Consider the following 16,804-nt stretch of genomic DNA (forward strand, 5'->3'; position numbering starts at 1 on the left):
ATGAAAAAGGACTAGTACATGTTCAACCTTTTAAGCAGAGAGAGAATCCGCCAGGCTGAGAGATTCTTAAAAAGGCGATATGGAACCTACCTTTGAGTTCTGCATATGCAGCGGGAAATTCCCGTTATCAAAAAGAGAGCATACTCAATTTTTTTGTGTATGAATCAGGGTGGTAACGCCGGCAAAGCTCGGTCCCTATTTGGGGACACGGGCTTTTTTGTATTTTCTAAAGGAGGAAGAAGGACTATGGCAAAAGAACAGGTACAAGCTATTACGAAGATGGAAGAGGACTTTGCTCAGTGGTATACCGATATTGTAAAAAAAGCGGAGCTTGTTGATTATTCAAGTGTGAAAGGTTGTATGATTCTAAGACCATACGGTTATGCATTGTGGGAAAATATGCAGAAAGTAATGGATGAAAAACTAAAAGAATCTGGTCATGAAAATGTGTATATGCCAATGTTTATTCCGGAGAGTTTATTGCAAAAAGAGAAGGATCATGTGGAAGGATTTGCTCCGGAAGTAGCATGGGTTACTCATGGCGGGGATGAGAAATTGGCGGAACGACTTTGTGTACGCCCTACATCTGAAACTTTATTTTGTGAGCATTTCTCAAAAATTGTTCAATCATATAATGATTTACCAAAGTTATATAATCAGTGGTGTTCAGTAGTTCGTTGGGAGAAGACGACGAGACCATTCCTTCGTACAACTGAATTTTTATGGCAAGAAGGTCATACGATTCATGAAACGGCAGAAGAATCTCAAATTGAAACATTAAATATTTTAAATCTATATGCTGCTTTTTGTGAAGAGTATTTGGCAATTCCGGTTATTAAAGGGCAAAAAACAGAAAAAGAAAAGTTTGCAGGAGCGAAGGCAACTTATACGATTGAAAGTTTAATGCATGATGGAAGAGCACTTCAAACAGGAACATCTCATAACTTTGGAACGAACTTCTCAGAAGCATTTGATATTAAGTTTTTAGATCGTAATGGTAAATGGCAATACGTACACCAAACATCTTGGGGTGTATCAACAAGAATGATAGGTGGACTTATTATGGTTCATAGTGATAATAACGGACTTGTAATGCCACCGAAAGTTGCACCATTACAAGTTGTTATCGTGCCTATTGCACAGCATAAAGAAGGCGTTTTAGAAAAAGCAACAGAGCTACAAGGGCGTATTCAAAAGGTTGCGCGTGTAAAAATAGATGCTAGCAATAAAACACCTGGATGGAAATTTAATGAGTATGAAATGAAGGGTGTTCCAATTAGATTGGAAGTTGGTCCAAAGGATATTGAAAAGAACCAAGTAGTACTTGTAAGGCGGGATACGAAAGAAAAAGAGTTTATATCAATGGATCAATTAGAAGAACGTATTCTGTCATTACTTGAGGAGATTCATCATTCTTTATTTAATAAGGCAAAAGTATTTCGAGATGAGAGTACTTATAGTGTGACGAATTTCGAAGAGATGAAAAAAGTAGCTGATGAAAAGCAAGGCTTTATTAAGGCAATGTGGTGCGGAGAACTAGCTTGTGAAGAAAAACTAAAAGAAGAAGTTGGAGTATCTTCACGTTGTATTCCGTTCGAACAAGAAAATGTAGCTGACGAATGTATTTGCTGTAGTAAAGAAGCGAAGCACATGGTGTACTGGGGAAAAGCGTATTAATATTCTTTCTTATAGATGATAAAAAGGACCGTGGATTGAATAATAAATTTCAATCCAAAGTCCTTTTTATTTTAGTTTTATAATTTGTATCATATATTTTTTAGATGGAAGGATGTTGTTTTTTATTTTGCGTTTTTGCGACGAATAAACAGTAACATACCAATTAGGAATGTCGAAATCCCCATTAAAATTGATGCAGGATAATGCGTTGCAGTATTAGGTAACTTATCGCCTTGTTTTACTGAATTATCTTTTGCTTTGCCATTTTGAGAGCCATTGCCACCTTGAGAACTGCTGTCGCCTTTAACACGATTGCCTCCCTGAGAGCCATTGCCACCTTGAGAACTGCTGTCGCCTTTAACGCGGTTGCCTCCCTGAGAGCCATTGCCACCAGAGCCGTTGCCGCCAGAACCATTGCCGCCAGAACCACTGCCACCAGAACCACTGCCACCAGAACCACTGCCACCAGAACCGTTGCCACCAGAACCATTGCCACCAGAACCGTTGCCGCCAGAACCATTGCCACCAGAGCCATTGCCACCAGAACCGTTGCCGCCAGAACCGTTGTCACCAGAACCGTTGCCATCAGAACCACTGCCGCCAGAACCACTGCCACCAGAGCCGTTGCCACCAGAACCACTGCCACCAGAACCGTTGCCGTCAGAACCACTGCCGCCAGAACCCTTGCCACCAGAACCGCTGCCACCAGAACCGTTGCCACCAGAACCGTTGCCGTCAGAACCACTATCGTCCTGAGAACCATTGTTTCCTGGAGGTTTATTATTATCTTTTGAATTACCTTCTGCTAAATTATCGTTATTTTGTACAATAGCGTTTGTTATTGGATTGAAGTTTTCAGTTGCAGCATTACCAATATTTAAGCCGCTAAAAAAGGATAAAGAAAGTGTAGATGCTAAAATGAATATTTTTGTCATTGTTTTCCTCCTGAAGAAAAAATTATTGTTCCATCTAAAACACATCCCTTTGTAATATTTCATAGGAAAAAGAGTTTTATGCAAAAAAAACTATATATAGAAAAAGGTGGTGTATTTCTAAAGGGAGAAAAGAGTTAATGTGAATTTCTTGCAAATAGTAGAGTGATGGAGAATTTACACTCATAACAGTAGAGGAAGTGGCAACGGATGAAAGAATATATTGCATTTGATATTGGTGGTACGCAAATTAAATATGGAATTGTTTCAGAAATAGGGGTAGTACTAATGCATAAAAAGGTCCCAACAGAAATTCACTTAGGCGGGGAACAAATTGTTCAAAAGCTTATATATTTATCAAAAAAATTAATGACTGAACATACTATTTTCGGAATTGGTATTAGTACAGCGGGAATTGTTGATATTAATAAAGGAGTTATAACGGGAGGTGTGGATCATATTCCGCATTATACTGATATTCCTATTGTTGAGAGATTACAAGAAATATTAAAAGTTCCTGTATCTATTGAAAATGATGTTAATTGTGCAGCCTTAGGCGAGAAATGGAAAGGTACTGGGAGGGGAGAAAGCGATTTTATTATGCTTACGCTTGGAACGGGCATCGGTGGGGCAATTGTTATAAATGGGGAGTTATACCGTGGACATTCGTTTGGTGCTGGGGAATGGGGGAATATGTTAATAGAAGGGAAAACTTTTGAGGAGGTTGCCTCAATTTCGGGATTAATTCATCTTGTACGAAGATATAAGGGTGAAAAGGAGTGGGATGGTAAAACAATCTTCGAATTATATGATAAGGGTGATAGCTGTGTTACTCAAGCCGTGAAGATTTTCTTTAAACATTTGGCGATTGGAATTAGTAACCTTGCTTATATTTTTAATCCGAAAATGATTATTATTGGTGGGGGAATTACTGAAAGAGGAGATGATTTCTTAAATGAAGTGAAGGAAGAGATAGGAACATACTTAAATCAAGAGATTTATAGTAATTGTGAGATTAAACTTGCGCAAAGTGGCAATTGTGCAGGAATGATTGGTTCTATTTACCACTTATTACATCAGTATAAATAAATATAGTATCTGTTTTCATATAATTGAGAATTTATCCTTTTTCTCATTAGATAAATAATGCTACAATATAAGAGGAGAATACAATGTTTTCCGATTTGGAAAATGCTTTGTAGAAAGGAAGAAACTTCATGCCTATTATTTTAGAAAAAGGACAAAAGATTGATTTAACGAAAGGACAACCGAGAGTAGCGAAACTACAGGTTGGCTTAGGCTGGGATCCAATTGGGCAATCAGGTGGGTTTCTGTCTTCTTTATTTGGAAGTAAACCAAGTGTAGATTGTGATGCATCTGTTGTTATGTTAGAAGGGGATCGCTTTTTAAACAAAAATGATTTAGTTTACTTCGGCAACAAACTTTCTACTTGTGGTAGTATCATTCATTCAGGAGATAATTTAACAGGTGAAGGCGCTGGTGACGACGAAACAATTTTCGTAGAATTACATAAAGTTCCGAGCCGTATTAATCGTTTAGTATTCGTTGTAAATATTTATGACTGTGTAAATCGTCGTCAAGATTTTGGGATGATTCGCAATGCATATATTCGTATTCAAAACCCACAAACAGGTGAAGAATTAGCACGTTATAACTTGTCAGATAATTACGCTGGCAAAATGACTTTAATTGCAGGGGAAATGTATCGAGACGGAAACGAATGGAAGTTTTCAGCAGTTGGAGAAGGAACACAAGATAAAAACCTAAGTGAGATTGTATCACGTTACCAATAAAATAAACCAAGGAGGAATTGTATATGGCATCAATTTCATTGAAAAAAGGACAAAAGGTAGACTTAACAAAAACAAATCCAGGTCTTTCTAAAGTTCTTGTAGGACTTGGTTGGGATACGAATCGTTATGACGGACAAAACGATTTCGATTTAGATGTTAGTATCTTCTTAGTAGGTGCTAACGGTAAAGTTTCAGGAGCAGAGGATTTCGTCTTCTATAATAATCCAAAAGGTGCGAATGGTGCTGTAGAGCATTTAGGAGATAACCGTACAGGTGAAGGTGAAGGCGACGATGAAACAATTAAAATAGACTTAAAAAATGTTCCTGCACATATCGAACGTATTTGCTTTACAATCACAATTTATGATGGAGAAGGCCGTAGCCAAAACTTCGGACAAGTTTCTAACTCTTTCGTACGCATTCTGGATGAAGAAAAGAATGCAGAATTAATTCGTTACGATTTAGGAGAAGATTTCTCTATTGAAACAGCTGTAGTAGTAAGCGAATTATACCGTCACGCAGGTGAATGGAAATTCAATGCAATCGGAAGTGGATTCCAAGGTGGATTAGGTTCTCTATGTAATAACTTTGGTTTAGATGTAGAGTAATAGATTTATATATCCATCAGTGAAACGCGTATTTACTGATGGATATATTTTTTGAAATTAAAATATAGAGGTGAATATATATGGTTATTCAATTGCAAAAAGGACAGAAAATAGATTTAGCAAAAACAAGCCCAGGTTTATCAAGAGCAGTAATTGGTCTTGGATGGGATATTAAATCTTATGATGGTGGATCTGATTTCGATTTAGATGCATCCGCCTTTTTATTAGATGCGAACGGGAAATGTACGAAGGAAACTGATTTTATTTTCTATAATAATTTACAGTCTCCTTGTGAATCAGTTTTACATACAGGAGATAACCGTACTGGTGCAGGTGACGGTGATGATGAGCAACTTGTTGTCGATTTGAAAAAGGTTCCAGCAGATGTTCATAAAATTGCTATTACAGTTACAATTTATGATGGAGAAGGCCGTAATCAAAACTTTGGACAGGTTGCAAATGCATTCGTTCGTTTAGCAAATGAAGAGACAAACGAAGAAGTTCTTCGTTTTGATTTAGGGGAAGATTTCTCCATTGAAACAGCAGTTGTCTTTTGTGAATTATATCGTCATAATGGACAGTGGAAGTTTAGTGCAGTAGGAAGTGGATTCCAAGGTGGATTAGGTGCGCTTGTAAGAGCGTATGGCTTGGATGCATAAGAAGGGAAACGGCATTCGTTTCCTTTTTTTGACCTTTCTATAAATCTAGCAAAGAATAGGGGATAAAGGTAAGATGAGTATTTTGCAAGGAATCCTTGATACGTATGCTCAGTTTTTCGACTTGGACATGTGGATTAAAGTGTTACAAGATCCAGTATCTTGGGGGTTAATAGGTACACTTGTTGTACTTGAAGGTTTATTATCTGCTGACAATGCACTTGTGTTAGCGGTAATGGTAAAACACCTTCCAGAAGAAAAACGAAAAAAAGCATTATTCTATGGACTGATTGGAGCTTATGTATTCCGTTTTATTGCAATTGGAATCGGAATGTTCTTAATTAAATTGGCATGGGTAAAAGTGTTAGGTGCGCTTTACTTAGCTTGGCTGTCAATTAAATATTTCATTGATAAAAGAAAAGGCACTTCAGAAGAAGAGGAAGCCCATGGTATGAACCAAAATAGTATTCTCTTCAGAATGTTCGGTGTTTTCTGGGGAACGGTTGCGATGGTTGAATTAATGGATATCGCGTTCTCTGTAGATAGTGTTCTTGCTGCATTTGGTGTATCGAATGAAGTTTGGATTTTACTATTAGGTGGAATGCTCGGTATTTTAATGATGCGCGGTATTGCTGGCGTATTTTTAAAATTGTTAGAGCGTATTCCAGAACTTGAAACGACAGCATATATTTTAATCTTAATTATTGCAGCAAAAATGCTACTGTCTGTCATTCATATTGAAGTAAGTCATACGCTGTTCTTTATTATTTTAGTTATAGCGTTTGGAGCAACATTTATACTTCACTACATGAAGAATTCTGGACAAGCTAAAGAAGAAGTTGCAGCTACTAAAAATGAACATAAATAATTGAAATGGGTTTGCTCGTTATGCGAGCGCCCATTTTTTATAACTAAAAATAGTTTATAATAGAAGAGAGACTTTATAAAAAACGTAAATGTTTTTGGAGGTGAACTGTTGTGTTCTCACGTTTTACACTTCAACCATGTGCATTAAAAGAAGAATCAGATTTAAAGCAATTTGAAGCGCTTTTAGAAAAACGCCCACAATATGAGCTGACAGAGAATGAGATGAAATTTAGTTATATAGCAACTCGTATTCTTGGTGTTCCCAATGATGTAGATGAATATTTCAATGAGTTATTTGATTATAGTGAAGCAAAAGGGATCGAGGTTTTGCATGAACAAAACTTAAATAAGGTAATTGATCCCGAAAAACTGCGCCATATTCAAGAAGTTTTTACATTACATCAAGAAGCACCGAATGGACTTACAGTAAATAGACTTGTAGCCCATTTGTCCGGAAAACAACTATTACCGCAAGTAGACAATCCTGATTTACAGCATTATATACATACGACGTTTATTTCTGTATTGAAATTGTATGAGAAACAACATAATCAATCTTTAAAAACAGAAGGGTTCCGTCGTTTCTTAATCGATATGATTAAATTAAGTGAAAATTACGTAGCGAAGTGGTTCTCTACGATTAATTATAAGAAACAAATGCCGCGTATCGTTTGGTACGGTGATGCGACGGAGAGTCGTATATATTTCTTATACTTTCTTATTATGCTCGGCTGCGATGTACTTTATTATCACCCTGAAGGAAAAGATGGGTTTGAGAGTGTAGATGAGGAAGGAAAGACTTTTGTCGTATCTCATTTGGGCCGTATTTCATTGGAACCATTTCCCGATCGGCGTCGTGAGCGCGTCGCAACAGTAGCTTATCAAGCTTCAAAAGAAATCGAGCAAGTACTTCACCACGATAATTCACTGCTGTACAAGCCGTGGCAATTCCGTTCATATACACCTGTAGCACGTACATTAAAAACAACATATGATGAACTCTTTTTAATTACGAAAGAAAAGGCATTTGTACGCCCAACCTTCTTTGTTGAAAATAAGCATATTTATATTCCTTCTTTATTTGCAAAAATATCAGGTGTGTCAAAGAATGATAAAGAATATTTTCAGCGATTAAAGGCTGTTACATCATTTGATAACAGTTTATTAATTAATACATTTCCGTTTACGAAAGAACAAAAAGCGAATTTCCAATATCATTATCGAGATGCATTAGACCGCGGAGGGAAGTTACATCCGGATTTAATTATGAATAGTCATTGGTGGCCACATAAACGTTTACCAGAAGGTTTACAACATGGTATTGCAGAAGCAATCATCCATACGTGCGAAAGTGAAATGTGTAAACCAATTGCGAAAGAGACGAAACAAGATGTAGCACTGTATGTTTTCGCACAACTCTCTCAAATACCACCGAACATTTTAGAGCAGCTTGAGAAATTTGATTATTCGCAAGAAGTACCGAAAATTGTTATATTTAATAATGAGAAGAGCGGAGAATTAAGTCGTTCTGATGCTGTGTTATTACTATTTTTAAATCAAATTGGAGTAGATGTATTCCACTTTAATCCAACGGGGAGAAACGATATTGAACCGTATATTGAATCAGGAGCATTTGATTCACATTGGCTTGAAGAAGTTAATTTCGATCTTGAATTTCATGGTTCATCAGCCTATAAAAATTTATCACAAACAATAAAAGGACTATTTCGTCCATTTTTATAAGGAAAGGGAGAATACCATATGAATAACCCAGTCGTACTAGATTCGAAAACAGAATTGAATGAGCAAACCGCACAAGATGTTCGCTTGCAACTTAGACAAGATGCTGAAGTACAACGTATTTATAATGCAGTAGACATTAAAGATCAATTAGAATTAATAGAACTCGGAAAAGAACCTTCTATGGAAATTTCACGTTTCGCTGATCAAATTTTACATACAATGTCTTTATCGAAAGTAGAAGACTCTGGTGAATTATTAAAACAGCTTGGTAAAATTATGGACAGATTTGATAGTAAAGACTTTGCGGAAGAGAAAAGTGGTTTCTTCTCACGTATGTTCAAAAAAGCAGATAAAATGATTGAACAAATCTTTAGTAAGTATCAGACAATGGGTCGCGAAATGGATAAAGTATACGTAGAAATTACGAAGTATCAAGATGAAATGAAAAAATCAATTGGTACGTTAGATGGTTTATATGAGCAAAACTTAAAGTATTATTTAGACTTAGAAAAATACGTAGTAGCAGGGGAAATGTTATTAGAGCGTTTAAATACAGAGTTAGTTCCGATGTACGAAGAGCGCATACGTAATAATGATCAGTTAGCGGGTATTGAATTAGAATCGCTTAAAAACTCTGTTGAAATTTTAGAACAACGTATTGATGATTTAGAAAAAGCACGTATGGTTGCTCTATTAACAGCACCACAAATTCGTATGATTCAACGCGGTAACAATAAATTAATCGGTAAAATCAATACAGCATTTATTACAACGATTCCTATCTTTAAAAATGGTATCATTCAAGCGGTAAATGCGAAACGTCAAAAGCTTGTTGCGGACTCTATGGCTGAACTTGATCGCCGTACAAATGAATTACTTAAGAAAAATGCACAAAATATCGCAACTCAAAGTGTGGAAGTAGCGAGATTATCAGGTTCTTCTAGTATTAAGATGGAAACACTTGAGGAAACTTGGAACATTATTTCAAGAGGTATGCAAGAGACACAACAAATTGAAGAGCAAAATAAACGTGAGCGTGAAGAAAGTCGTAAGCGTATGGCTACATTAACAGAGAACATCAAAAAAGAATTACAAGGATAAACAAAAAGGCAATGAGGAACAGCCCTCATTGCCTTTTATTTTCTCTTAAATAATTTAATGATTTCATTCACAACAAGCGGAATGATACTTAACAAGAGAACGAATCCCCAATCTCGCATTGTTAATGCATGTACACCAAATATATTAGCAAGAGGTGGGATGGAGATGATACACACTTGCATAAGAACACCGATAAGAAGTGAGAAGACTAAATATTTATTTGTAAATATCCCAATTGAAAAAATTGATTTCGTTCTTGAACGTAAGTTAAATGAATGAACGAGCTGAGAAAAACTAAGAACGACAAATGCCATCGTTTGAGCGTGTAATAGAGCGTCTTCATCAATTTGATCTGGGAAGAGAGGAAATAAATTTGTATCTCCTGTATAGAGCTTTGCCCCAACGATAAAGGCTGTTAAAGTAAGAAGTCCAATTACAACCCCATTGAAAATAAGAAATGGAATGCTGCCGCTAAATAAGCTTTCTTTCGCATGTCGTGGTTTTTCCTTCATCACATCTGGATCTTCAGGATCAACACCGAGTGATAATGCAGGCAGTGTATCTGTAATTAAATTTACCCACAAAATGTGAATCGGGCGTAGTGGTGTTGCCCAGCCGAGTAAAATAGCTAAAAAGAGAGCTATAATTTCGCCGAAGTTACAAGAGAGTAGGAAGAGAATCGCTTTTTTTATATTACGATAAATATTTCTTCCTTCTTCAACAGCTTTAACAATAGATGAGAAATTATCATCTGTTAAAACTACATCAGCTGCGCCTTTTGCAACATCTGTTCCTGTAATTCCCATTGCTACTCCAACATCTGCTTGTTTTAAAGATGGAGCATCATTTACACCGTCACCAGTCATGGAAACAATATTTCCTTTAGCACGTAATGCTTTTACAATCTTCACTTTATGTTCTGGAGAGACCCTAGCAAAGACATTTAAGTGATTAATTTTACTTGCTAGTTCTGTATCTGAAATGGTATCTAATTCAGTTCCAATCATAATTTCAGATTTTTCTTCAGCAATGCCAAGTTCTTTGGCAATTGCAAAGGCGGTATCCTTATGATCACCAGTAATCATAACCGTGCGAATACCAGCTTTTTGACATTCTGTAATTGAATCTTTTACTTCTGTGCGTGGTGGATCAATCATACCGACAAGACCGATAAAGATAAGATTTTCTTCGAGATGATTTATATCCACATCGTTTGAATCGTATCGTTTATATGCGAATGAAAGTACTCTTAAGGCTTCTTGTGACATCGACCCGGCAGCTTCTAATATTTGATTTTTATCAGAAGCTGTTAAGACCTCAATTTTATTATTTATAAAGATATGGGTACAGTGAGGTAAAAGTTTATCAATTGCACCTTTCGTCATGCTATAGTAGCTTTCATCGTACGTATGTACAGTTGACATCATTTTACGATCAGAATCGAAAGGTAGTTCGTTAACACGTTCATGTGTATTTTCTAAATGATCTTTTTGAATGTTAAAAGAGCTTCCGGCAACAAGAAGGGCAATTTCTGTAGGATCCCCTGTTTGTGAGTCGGTACTGTAAGAAGCATCGTTACATAAAACCATATTTTCTAATAATAGACGGTGTGCATCATTATTTACATTCAAATTTTCTAGCTGGTCGTATGTGCGATCACTATAAAAGTGAGTAACGGTCATTTTATTTTGAGTTAATGTACCTGTTTTATCTGAACAAATAATTGTGACAGAACCGAGAGCTTCAACAGCTGGTAGTTTACGAATGATAACGTTTTGTTTAATCATACGCTGAACACCAATGGCAAGAACGATGGAAACAATAGCTGGTAAGCCTTCTGGAATGGCTGCAACAGCTAAACTAATTGCGGTCATAAACATTTCTAACGTATCTCGTCCTTGTAAAAAACCGATGAGAAACATAATAACGCAAATAGCTACAGCGACAAAACCTAAATATTTTCCTACTTGTGCTAAGCTTTTTTGAAGTGGTGTCATATCATCGTCTGCTTCATGTAAAAGGGTAGCAATCTTGCCAATTTGTGAGTTCATCCCAGTTTCAACAGCAACACCAGCGCCACGTCCGTATGTTACTAACGTCGACATAAAGGCCATGTTTTTTTGATCGCCTAATGGTACTTGCTCATCACTTTGCATGGAAGGGTGGTAGACTGCATCTTTATCGACAGGGACAGATTCACCAGTTAGAGCAGATTCTTCAACTTTTAAATTTGCAGTTTCGATAAGGCGTAAATCGCAGGGGATATACCGCCCGGCATCAAGCATAACGATATCACCTGGAACGACGTGCTCAGATGGAATTTCCTTTAGTTCACCATCTCGCTTTACGATAGCTTTAGGTGTTGCCATCTTTTTCAATGCTTCTAAAGCTTGTTCTGCTTTCGATTCTTGGATTACACCGATAACAGCGTTTAAAACTACAACGAGCGCGATAATACTTGCATCGGCCCATTCACCTACAAAGGCGGAAATAAGGGCAGCGATAATAAGGACATATACGAGGACGTCATTAATTTGGGCGAAAATGCGCTGCCATAAAGTGCGTTTTTGTTTTGAAGTCAATTCGTTTGGACCATACTGTTTTAAACGTTCATTTACGTTTTCATCTGTTAAACCGTGCTGTTCATTTGTTTCTAGGTCGATTAATGTTTGATTTTTCGTCTTACTGTACCAATTGCTCATAAGTAAGCACCCCCAGTAAAAACAGTTAGCAATGGTAGTGTGGCAATTTTTTTAGAGTAGTATGTATGGAGAAAAAATCTAAGGTGAGGTTCTACTTTCATTGTACAGTATTTTAGAATGTGATGAGGAAAAGAGAAGAGTTGTCATGAATTTGTTGAAATAACAAAGAGCCTCTATTTATGAGGCTCTTTGTTATTTTTTAATTAATGTACCTAATTCCTCAGTAATAGCTTGCATTTCACTAATACTGAATGTTTCACGTTTCATAACGTGCTCATAAATGTCACGTAAGTCCTCGTACATTTCTTCGTTAAAACTAGCAGCTCTCATTGCTCCAGCATTAACCATGCGTAATTTTTCTTTAATAGCTTCTACCATATATTCAACGTTTGCTTCTGATTTTACGGATAAATCCACCGAAGTGTCCCCCTTTAAAATAACATAAGGTTATCTTAACATTTTTTTATCATTTTCGTTAATGAAACTTTTCAATCCTATTAAATTAGTAGGGATTTCCTTTATAATTAATAATTGGTTGTTTATACTATATAAGTATATGGTAATAAATGCACCAAGAAGGGAAGAAACAAAAATATGATCCGAGTATTGTTTGTTTGTCTTGGGAACATTTGTCGGTCTCCAATGGCAGAAGCAATTTTTCGAAATCTTGTCGTAAAAGAGGGACTCGAAGAGAAATTTGTCATTGATTCTGCAGGAACTGGAGATTGGCATATTGGTCATCCACCACATAAAGGAACACAAAAAATTTTAAAAGAAAATGAAGTCTCTTTTGAAGGAATTAAAGCACGGCAAGTAGAAAAAGAAGACTTAACAAAGTTTGATTATATTATTGCCATGGACAACAAGAATATAGCGGATTTAAAAAGTTTTGGTAAAACTGGAGGCTATATTGGTAGGCTGTCCGATTTTGTTCCAGACGGTGGCTGGACAGACGTTCCTGACCCTTACTTTACAGGGAACTTCCAAGAAGTGTATGACCTTGTAACAGAAGGGTGTGTAAAGCTATTAGCTTTCATTCGAAATGAACAAGGAATATGAGGAAGCTTAGAAAGTAATACTTTCTAATATAAGAAATGAAAGGGTGAAGGAATATGGCAAAGAAAAATAATATTGCTCGAAACATTGCGATTGGTGTAGCTGCAGGTGTAGCTGTATCTATGTTAAAGAAAGAAAACCGTGAAAAAGTAAAAAATACGGCAGAAAAAGCAAAAACAAAGATGATTGAAATTGGTGAAAATGCGAAAATCAAAGAAAAAGTGCAAACTGTTACAGATAAAGGACGCGAGCTTGCTGATTTCAATGTAGTGAAAGCGAAAGTAGCAGAAATTAAAAAATTGACGCCGTCTGTTGTAGAAACGTTAAAAGAAACGAAAGAAATTTTTAGTAAGAGAAAAGCTGAGCGAGAAGAAAAGCCAGAAACGATTGAAATTCAAGCTGTATCTCCAAAGGTAGATGAGCTTAAAGCAGAAGAAGAGCCGGTAGTTGCTGAAGATGGCGGTATGAAAGAAGCGCGTGAATTATTTATGAAGGACTCAAATGCAGAGGAAAAAAAAACTGAAGCGTACATTGAGTTAAAGCAAGATAAAGAAGAGAAGAAAAGCGTTTAAACATATATGAGAAAAATTTTAGAAAAGGTGAGAAGAAATCGCACTTATTCGTTTGGAAAAGATTTATATGACCGGACGATGCGCGATGATGTAGCGGGCTTGGCAGCACAGCTCGCTTATTTCTTCTTGCTTGCAATTTTTCCTGGGCTCGTTTTCTTAATTACGCTTCTTGGATTTATTCCCATTCAAACAGAGGATGTGCTTAGTTTATTAGAGGTTTATGTACCAGATGATGCGATGAACTTAATTGAAGTAAACGTAGATAAAGTTGTAAACGAACAAAATGGTGGTTTATTATCATTCGGTTTACTATCGATGTTATGGTTTGCTTCAAACGGGGTGAATGCGGTTATGAACGCTTTTAACCGTGCTTATGATGTGAAAGAAACACGTTCTTTTATTAAAACAAGAGCGTTATCAATTGTGTTTACATTAGCTATCATTTTTATGATTGTCTTTGCGTTAATTGTCCCGGTATTCGGACAAGTTATTGGAGCAGCGGTGTTTAAAGCGCTCGGTTTATCAGATAGTTTTTCTTACGTGTGGAGTATTACACGGTTAGTAGCGAGTTTCTTCGTGCTATTTGCCTTGTTTAGTTTTTTATATACGTTTGCACCAGATCGGAAATTAAAAAGAAGAGAAGTCATTTCAGGAGCGTTATTTGCTACTGTAGGATGGATTGTTGTATCGTACTCATTTGCTTATTATGTAGATAAGTTTGCGAATTACGCCAATACATATGGTGGTCTCGGTGGTATCATTATTTTAATGTTATGGTTTTACTTAACTGCGTGGGTAATTTTACTTGGCGGTGAAATTAATGGTTTACTCCATCACTATAGAACGGGTGACAATAATTCCCGTAATGAAAAATGAGCTCTTGTTCCATAATAAAAGGGAACAGGGGGGATATTTCATGAGTAATAATAAAAAGAACCACAATAATAAAAGCAATAATAAACAAAAGAGCAGTTCGCATCCAAAGCATAAAACGAGCAGTAGTGCGAACGGTCATAATAGTTACCATTAAAAAAACGGGTCCTTTATCAGGGACCCGTTACTTATTTCCTTTTAATAATCGTAAGCCATTCAAAATTACAAGAATGGTACTTCCTTCATGTCCAATAACACCGAATGGAAGAGCTAAAAACTGCAAGAAGTTAGAACAAATCAGCATTGCAATGACAGCTAAAGAGAAGATAACGTTTTGCTTCACAATACGGTTCATTCTTTTTGATAAACGGATAGCTTGGGAAAGTCGAGATAATTCATTCTTCATAAGTACAACGTCTGCAGTTTCTAATGCTACGTCTGTTCCTTCACCCATTGCAACACCAATACTAGCAGTAGCGAGGGCAGGTGCATCGTTTATACCATCTCCAACCATGGCGACTATGCCGTACTTTTCTTTTAACTGCTTTATCGTTTCAACTTTTGTTTCCGGTAAACATGATGCGTAATATTCTTTTATATTACTTTCATTGGCAATTGCTTTTGCTGTTTCTTCATTATCACCAGTAATCATGATTGCTTCGACACCAATGCTTTGCAAATCACGAATAGCCGCTATCGTTTCTTGGCGAAGGGTATCTTTTAAAGCGATCAGTCCAAGAATACCATCCTCATCACTAATATAAACGACAGTTTTTCCCTCTTTTTCAAGTGAAGCAGAAATGCCATTATGAAATGTCTTTATTTCTTCTCCGATAAAATCAGCTTTACCAATTTTATAAGCTTTGTTTTCTAATATTCCTTTTAATCCAAAACCAGTTACATCTTCAACGTTTTCTGGTTTTTTTATCGTAATGTCGTAAGCATGTTTTGCATATTTAACAATCGCTTCTGCTAAAGGATGTGTAGAGTGACTTTCAATCGCTGCTGTAATAGAAAGTACTTCACTTTCTGCTATGCCTTCTCGAACATATACATCTGTTACAGTAGGTTTTCCTTGTGTTAATGTTCCCGTTTTATCAAAGGCAATCGCCTTTACTGAAGCTAGACGTTCTAAATGAATACCACCTTTAAAGAGAATACCGTTTCTCGCTCCGTTTGAAATTGCTGATAAAGTTGCTGGTGTAATAGCTGCAACTAGCGCACAAGGAGAAGCGACTACAAGTAAGATCATAGCGCGATAAAACGTTTCATTCCAACTCCAATCAAGTAAGAAATGAGGAACGAACATCATAAGCGCAACAACGAGTAGTACACCTTTTACGTATGTTCCTTCAAATTTTTCGATGAATAGTTGTGATGGTGATTTTTCGCTTTGTGCACTTTGAACGAGACGAATAATCTTTTGGAATAATGTTTGATCGCTCGGCTTCGTAATTTTAACTTCAATAGCACCACGTAAATTTACAGTGCCGGCAAATACTTCATCGCCGAATTTTTTCTCATTTGGAATAGGTTCTCCTGTAATAGCAGCTTCATCAATATTTGTTTCACCAGTATGAATTGTACCATCAGCAGGAACACGCTCACCTGGCTTAATTAAAATAATATCGTTAATTTGTAATTGTCCAACTGGAACACGTTCCTCGGTTCCGTGTGAAATACGTAATGCTTCTTCAGGTTGTAGATCAAGAAGCGCTGAAATTTCTTTTTGGCTTTTACTTAATGTATAAGATTCCATTGCTCCGCTTAATGCAAAGATGAAGATTAAAATAGCACCTTCTGCCCAGTAACCGATAACTGCGGCACCGATAGCTGCAAAAATCATGAGCATTTCAACATTTAGCTCTTTCTCTTCAATTGTGTCTTCAATACCTTCTTTCGCTTTTGCAAATCCTCCAATTACATAAGCAAGGATATAGAAAGTAATACCTGCACTTATTGCATCATTTTTTGTGAATAACCAACCAGCTAAAATAAAAATACCAGATGCGATTGCAAATATAAGTTCATAATGTTTCTTTAATGTATCCCATAAAGAGGGATGAGAAATATCTTTTTGTGCTTGTAATGTTTTTACTTCTGCGTTCATTAATACTCGCTCCTTCCGAATTCTTATTGAGAAAAAGAATCAAAATCGAAACCCCTATAAAACGACGAAAGCTGCCATCCATAATGGATAGCA

Annotated in this window: 15 protein-coding genes and 1 other annotated feature (1 of these 16 cut by a window edge); of the genes, 11 read left to right on the plus strand and 4 right to left on the minus strand. The window is 36.5% G+C overall.

Going from position 1 to position 16,804, the window contains the following annotated elements:
• Positions 1 to 200 (plus strand) — a binding site (T-box leader) (it extends 9 nt beyond the left edge of the window).
• 46 nt (positions 201 to 246) lie between these two features.
• Positions 247 to 1,677, plus strand: coding sequence for a proline--tRNA ligase (gene proS, locus BWGOE10_RS02085; protein WP_070140731.1), 1,431 nt, complete (start codon positions 247 to 249; stop codon positions 1,675 to 1,677).
• Positions 1,678 to 1,799: 122 nt separating this feature from the next.
• On the opposite strand, the gene BWGOE10_RS02090 is transcribed toward proS, so the two are convergent.
• Positions 1,800 to 2,612: an LPXTG cell wall anchor domain-containing protein gene (locus BWGOE10_RS02090; protein ID WP_070168341.1), complete on the minus strand. Its 813-nt coding sequence runs from the start codon at positions 2,610 to 2,612 to the stop codon at positions 1,800 to 1,802.
• Between the two features lie 207 nt (positions 2,613 to 2,819).
• Here BWGOE10_RS02090 and BWGOE10_RS02095 point away from each other — a divergent pair, with 207 nt between their 5' ends.
• The 7 genes from BWGOE10_RS02095 (at position 2,820) to BWGOE10_RS02125 (ending at position 9,398) form a co-directional block, all read left to right on the plus strand.
• Positions 2,820 to 3,698: an ROK family protein gene (locus tag BWGOE10_RS02095; protein WP_070140737.1), complete on the plus strand. Its 879-nt coding sequence runs from the start codon at positions 2,820 to 2,822 to the stop codon at positions 3,696 to 3,698.
• A gap of 128 nt (positions 3,699 to 3,826) precedes the next feature.
• Entirely contained in the window at positions 3,827 to 4,423 is a 597-nt protein-coding gene (locus tag BWGOE10_RS02100) for a TerD family protein (protein WP_002029589.1), read from the plus strand.
• 23 nt (positions 4,424 to 4,446) lie between these two features.
• Entirely contained in the window at positions 4,447 to 5,031 is a 585-nt protein-coding gene (locus BWGOE10_RS02105) for a TerD family protein (protein ID WP_002029588.1), read from the plus strand.
• 80 nt (positions 5,032 to 5,111) lie between these two features.
• Positions 5,112 to 5,690 carry a TerD family protein gene (locus tag BWGOE10_RS02110; protein ID WP_002010227.1) on the plus strand — a complete coding sequence of 193 codons (579 nt, stop codon included), beginning with the start codon at positions 5,112 to 5,114 and terminating at the stop codon, positions 5,688 to 5,690.
• Between the two features lie 73 nt (positions 5,691 to 5,763).
• Complete coding sequence (locus BWGOE10_RS02115; protein ID WP_002125000.1) at positions 5,764 to 6,555, plus strand: TerC family protein; 792 nt, start codon at positions 5,764 to 5,766, stop codon at positions 6,553 to 6,555.
• 110 nt (positions 6,556 to 6,665) lie between these two features.
• The gene (locus BWGOE10_RS02120; protein ID WP_070140738.1) at positions 6,666 to 8,297 is read left to right on the plus strand and encodes a YceG family protein; all 1,632 of its coding nucleotides are present in this window, start codon (positions 6,666 to 6,668) and stop codon (positions 8,295 to 8,297) included.
• 18 nt (positions 8,298 to 8,315) lie between these two features.
• Positions 8,316 to 9,398: a toxic anion resistance protein gene (locus BWGOE10_RS02125; RefSeq protein ID WP_002029585.1), complete on the plus strand. Its 1,083-nt coding sequence runs from the start codon at positions 8,316 to 8,318 to the stop codon at positions 9,396 to 9,398.
• Between the two features lie 35 nt (positions 9,399 to 9,433).
• On the opposite strand, the gene BWGOE10_RS02130 is transcribed toward BWGOE10_RS02125, so the two are convergent.
• A complete protein-coding gene (locus BWGOE10_RS02130; RefSeq protein WP_070140739.1) occupies positions 9,434 to 12,100 on the minus strand; it encodes a cation-translocating P-type ATPase in 2,667 nt (888 codons plus the stop codon).
• Between the two features lie 192 nt (positions 12,101 to 12,292).
• Entirely contained in the window at positions 12,293 to 12,517 is a 225-nt protein-coding gene (locus tag BWGOE10_RS02135; protein ID WP_002010236.1) for a DUF1128 domain-containing protein, read from the minus strand.
• A 177-nt stretch (positions 12,518 to 12,694) separates the two neighbouring features.
• Between BWGOE10_RS02135 and BWGOE10_RS02140 the strand changes: the two genes are divergently transcribed.
• Genes BWGOE10_RS02140 through BWGOE10_RS02150 form a run of 3 tightly spaced genes read left to right on the plus strand, consistent with a single transcriptional unit; the run spans position 12,695 to position 14,604 of the window.
• The gene (locus BWGOE10_RS02140) at positions 12,695 to 13,159 is read left to right on the plus strand and encodes a low molecular weight protein-tyrosine-phosphatase (RefSeq protein ID WP_070140740.1); all 465 of its coding nucleotides are present in this window, start codon (positions 12,695 to 12,697) and stop codon (positions 13,157 to 13,159) included.
• A gap of 53 nt (positions 13,160 to 13,212) precedes the next feature.
• Positions 13,213 to 13,728 (plus strand): DUF4075 domain-containing protein, encoded by a 516-nt coding sequence (locus BWGOE10_RS02145; protein WP_070140741.1) that lies wholly within the window; start codon positions 13,213 to 13,215, stop codon positions 13,726 to 13,728.
• Between the two features lie 6 nt (positions 13,729 to 13,734).
• Positions 13,735 to 14,604, plus strand: a complete 870-nt coding sequence (locus BWGOE10_RS02150) for a YihY/virulence factor BrkB family protein (RefSeq protein ID WP_070140742.1) — start codon at positions 13,735 to 13,737, stop codon at positions 14,602 to 14,604.
• A 181-nt stretch (positions 14,605 to 14,785) separates the two neighbouring features.
• Here BWGOE10_RS02150 and BWGOE10_RS02155 read toward each other — a convergent pair whose 3' ends face one another.
• Entirely contained in the window at positions 14,786 to 16,711 is a 1,926-nt protein-coding gene (locus BWGOE10_RS02155; protein ID WP_070140743.1) for a heavy metal translocating P-type ATPase, read from the minus strand.
• Positions 16,712 to 16,804 lie beyond the last annotated feature (93 nt).

The sequence above is a fragment of the Bacillus mycoides genome (assembly GCF_001757995.1).
Taxonomy (GTDB): Bacteria; Bacillota; Bacilli; order Bacillales; family Bacillaceae_G; genus Bacillus_A; species Bacillus_A mycoides_B.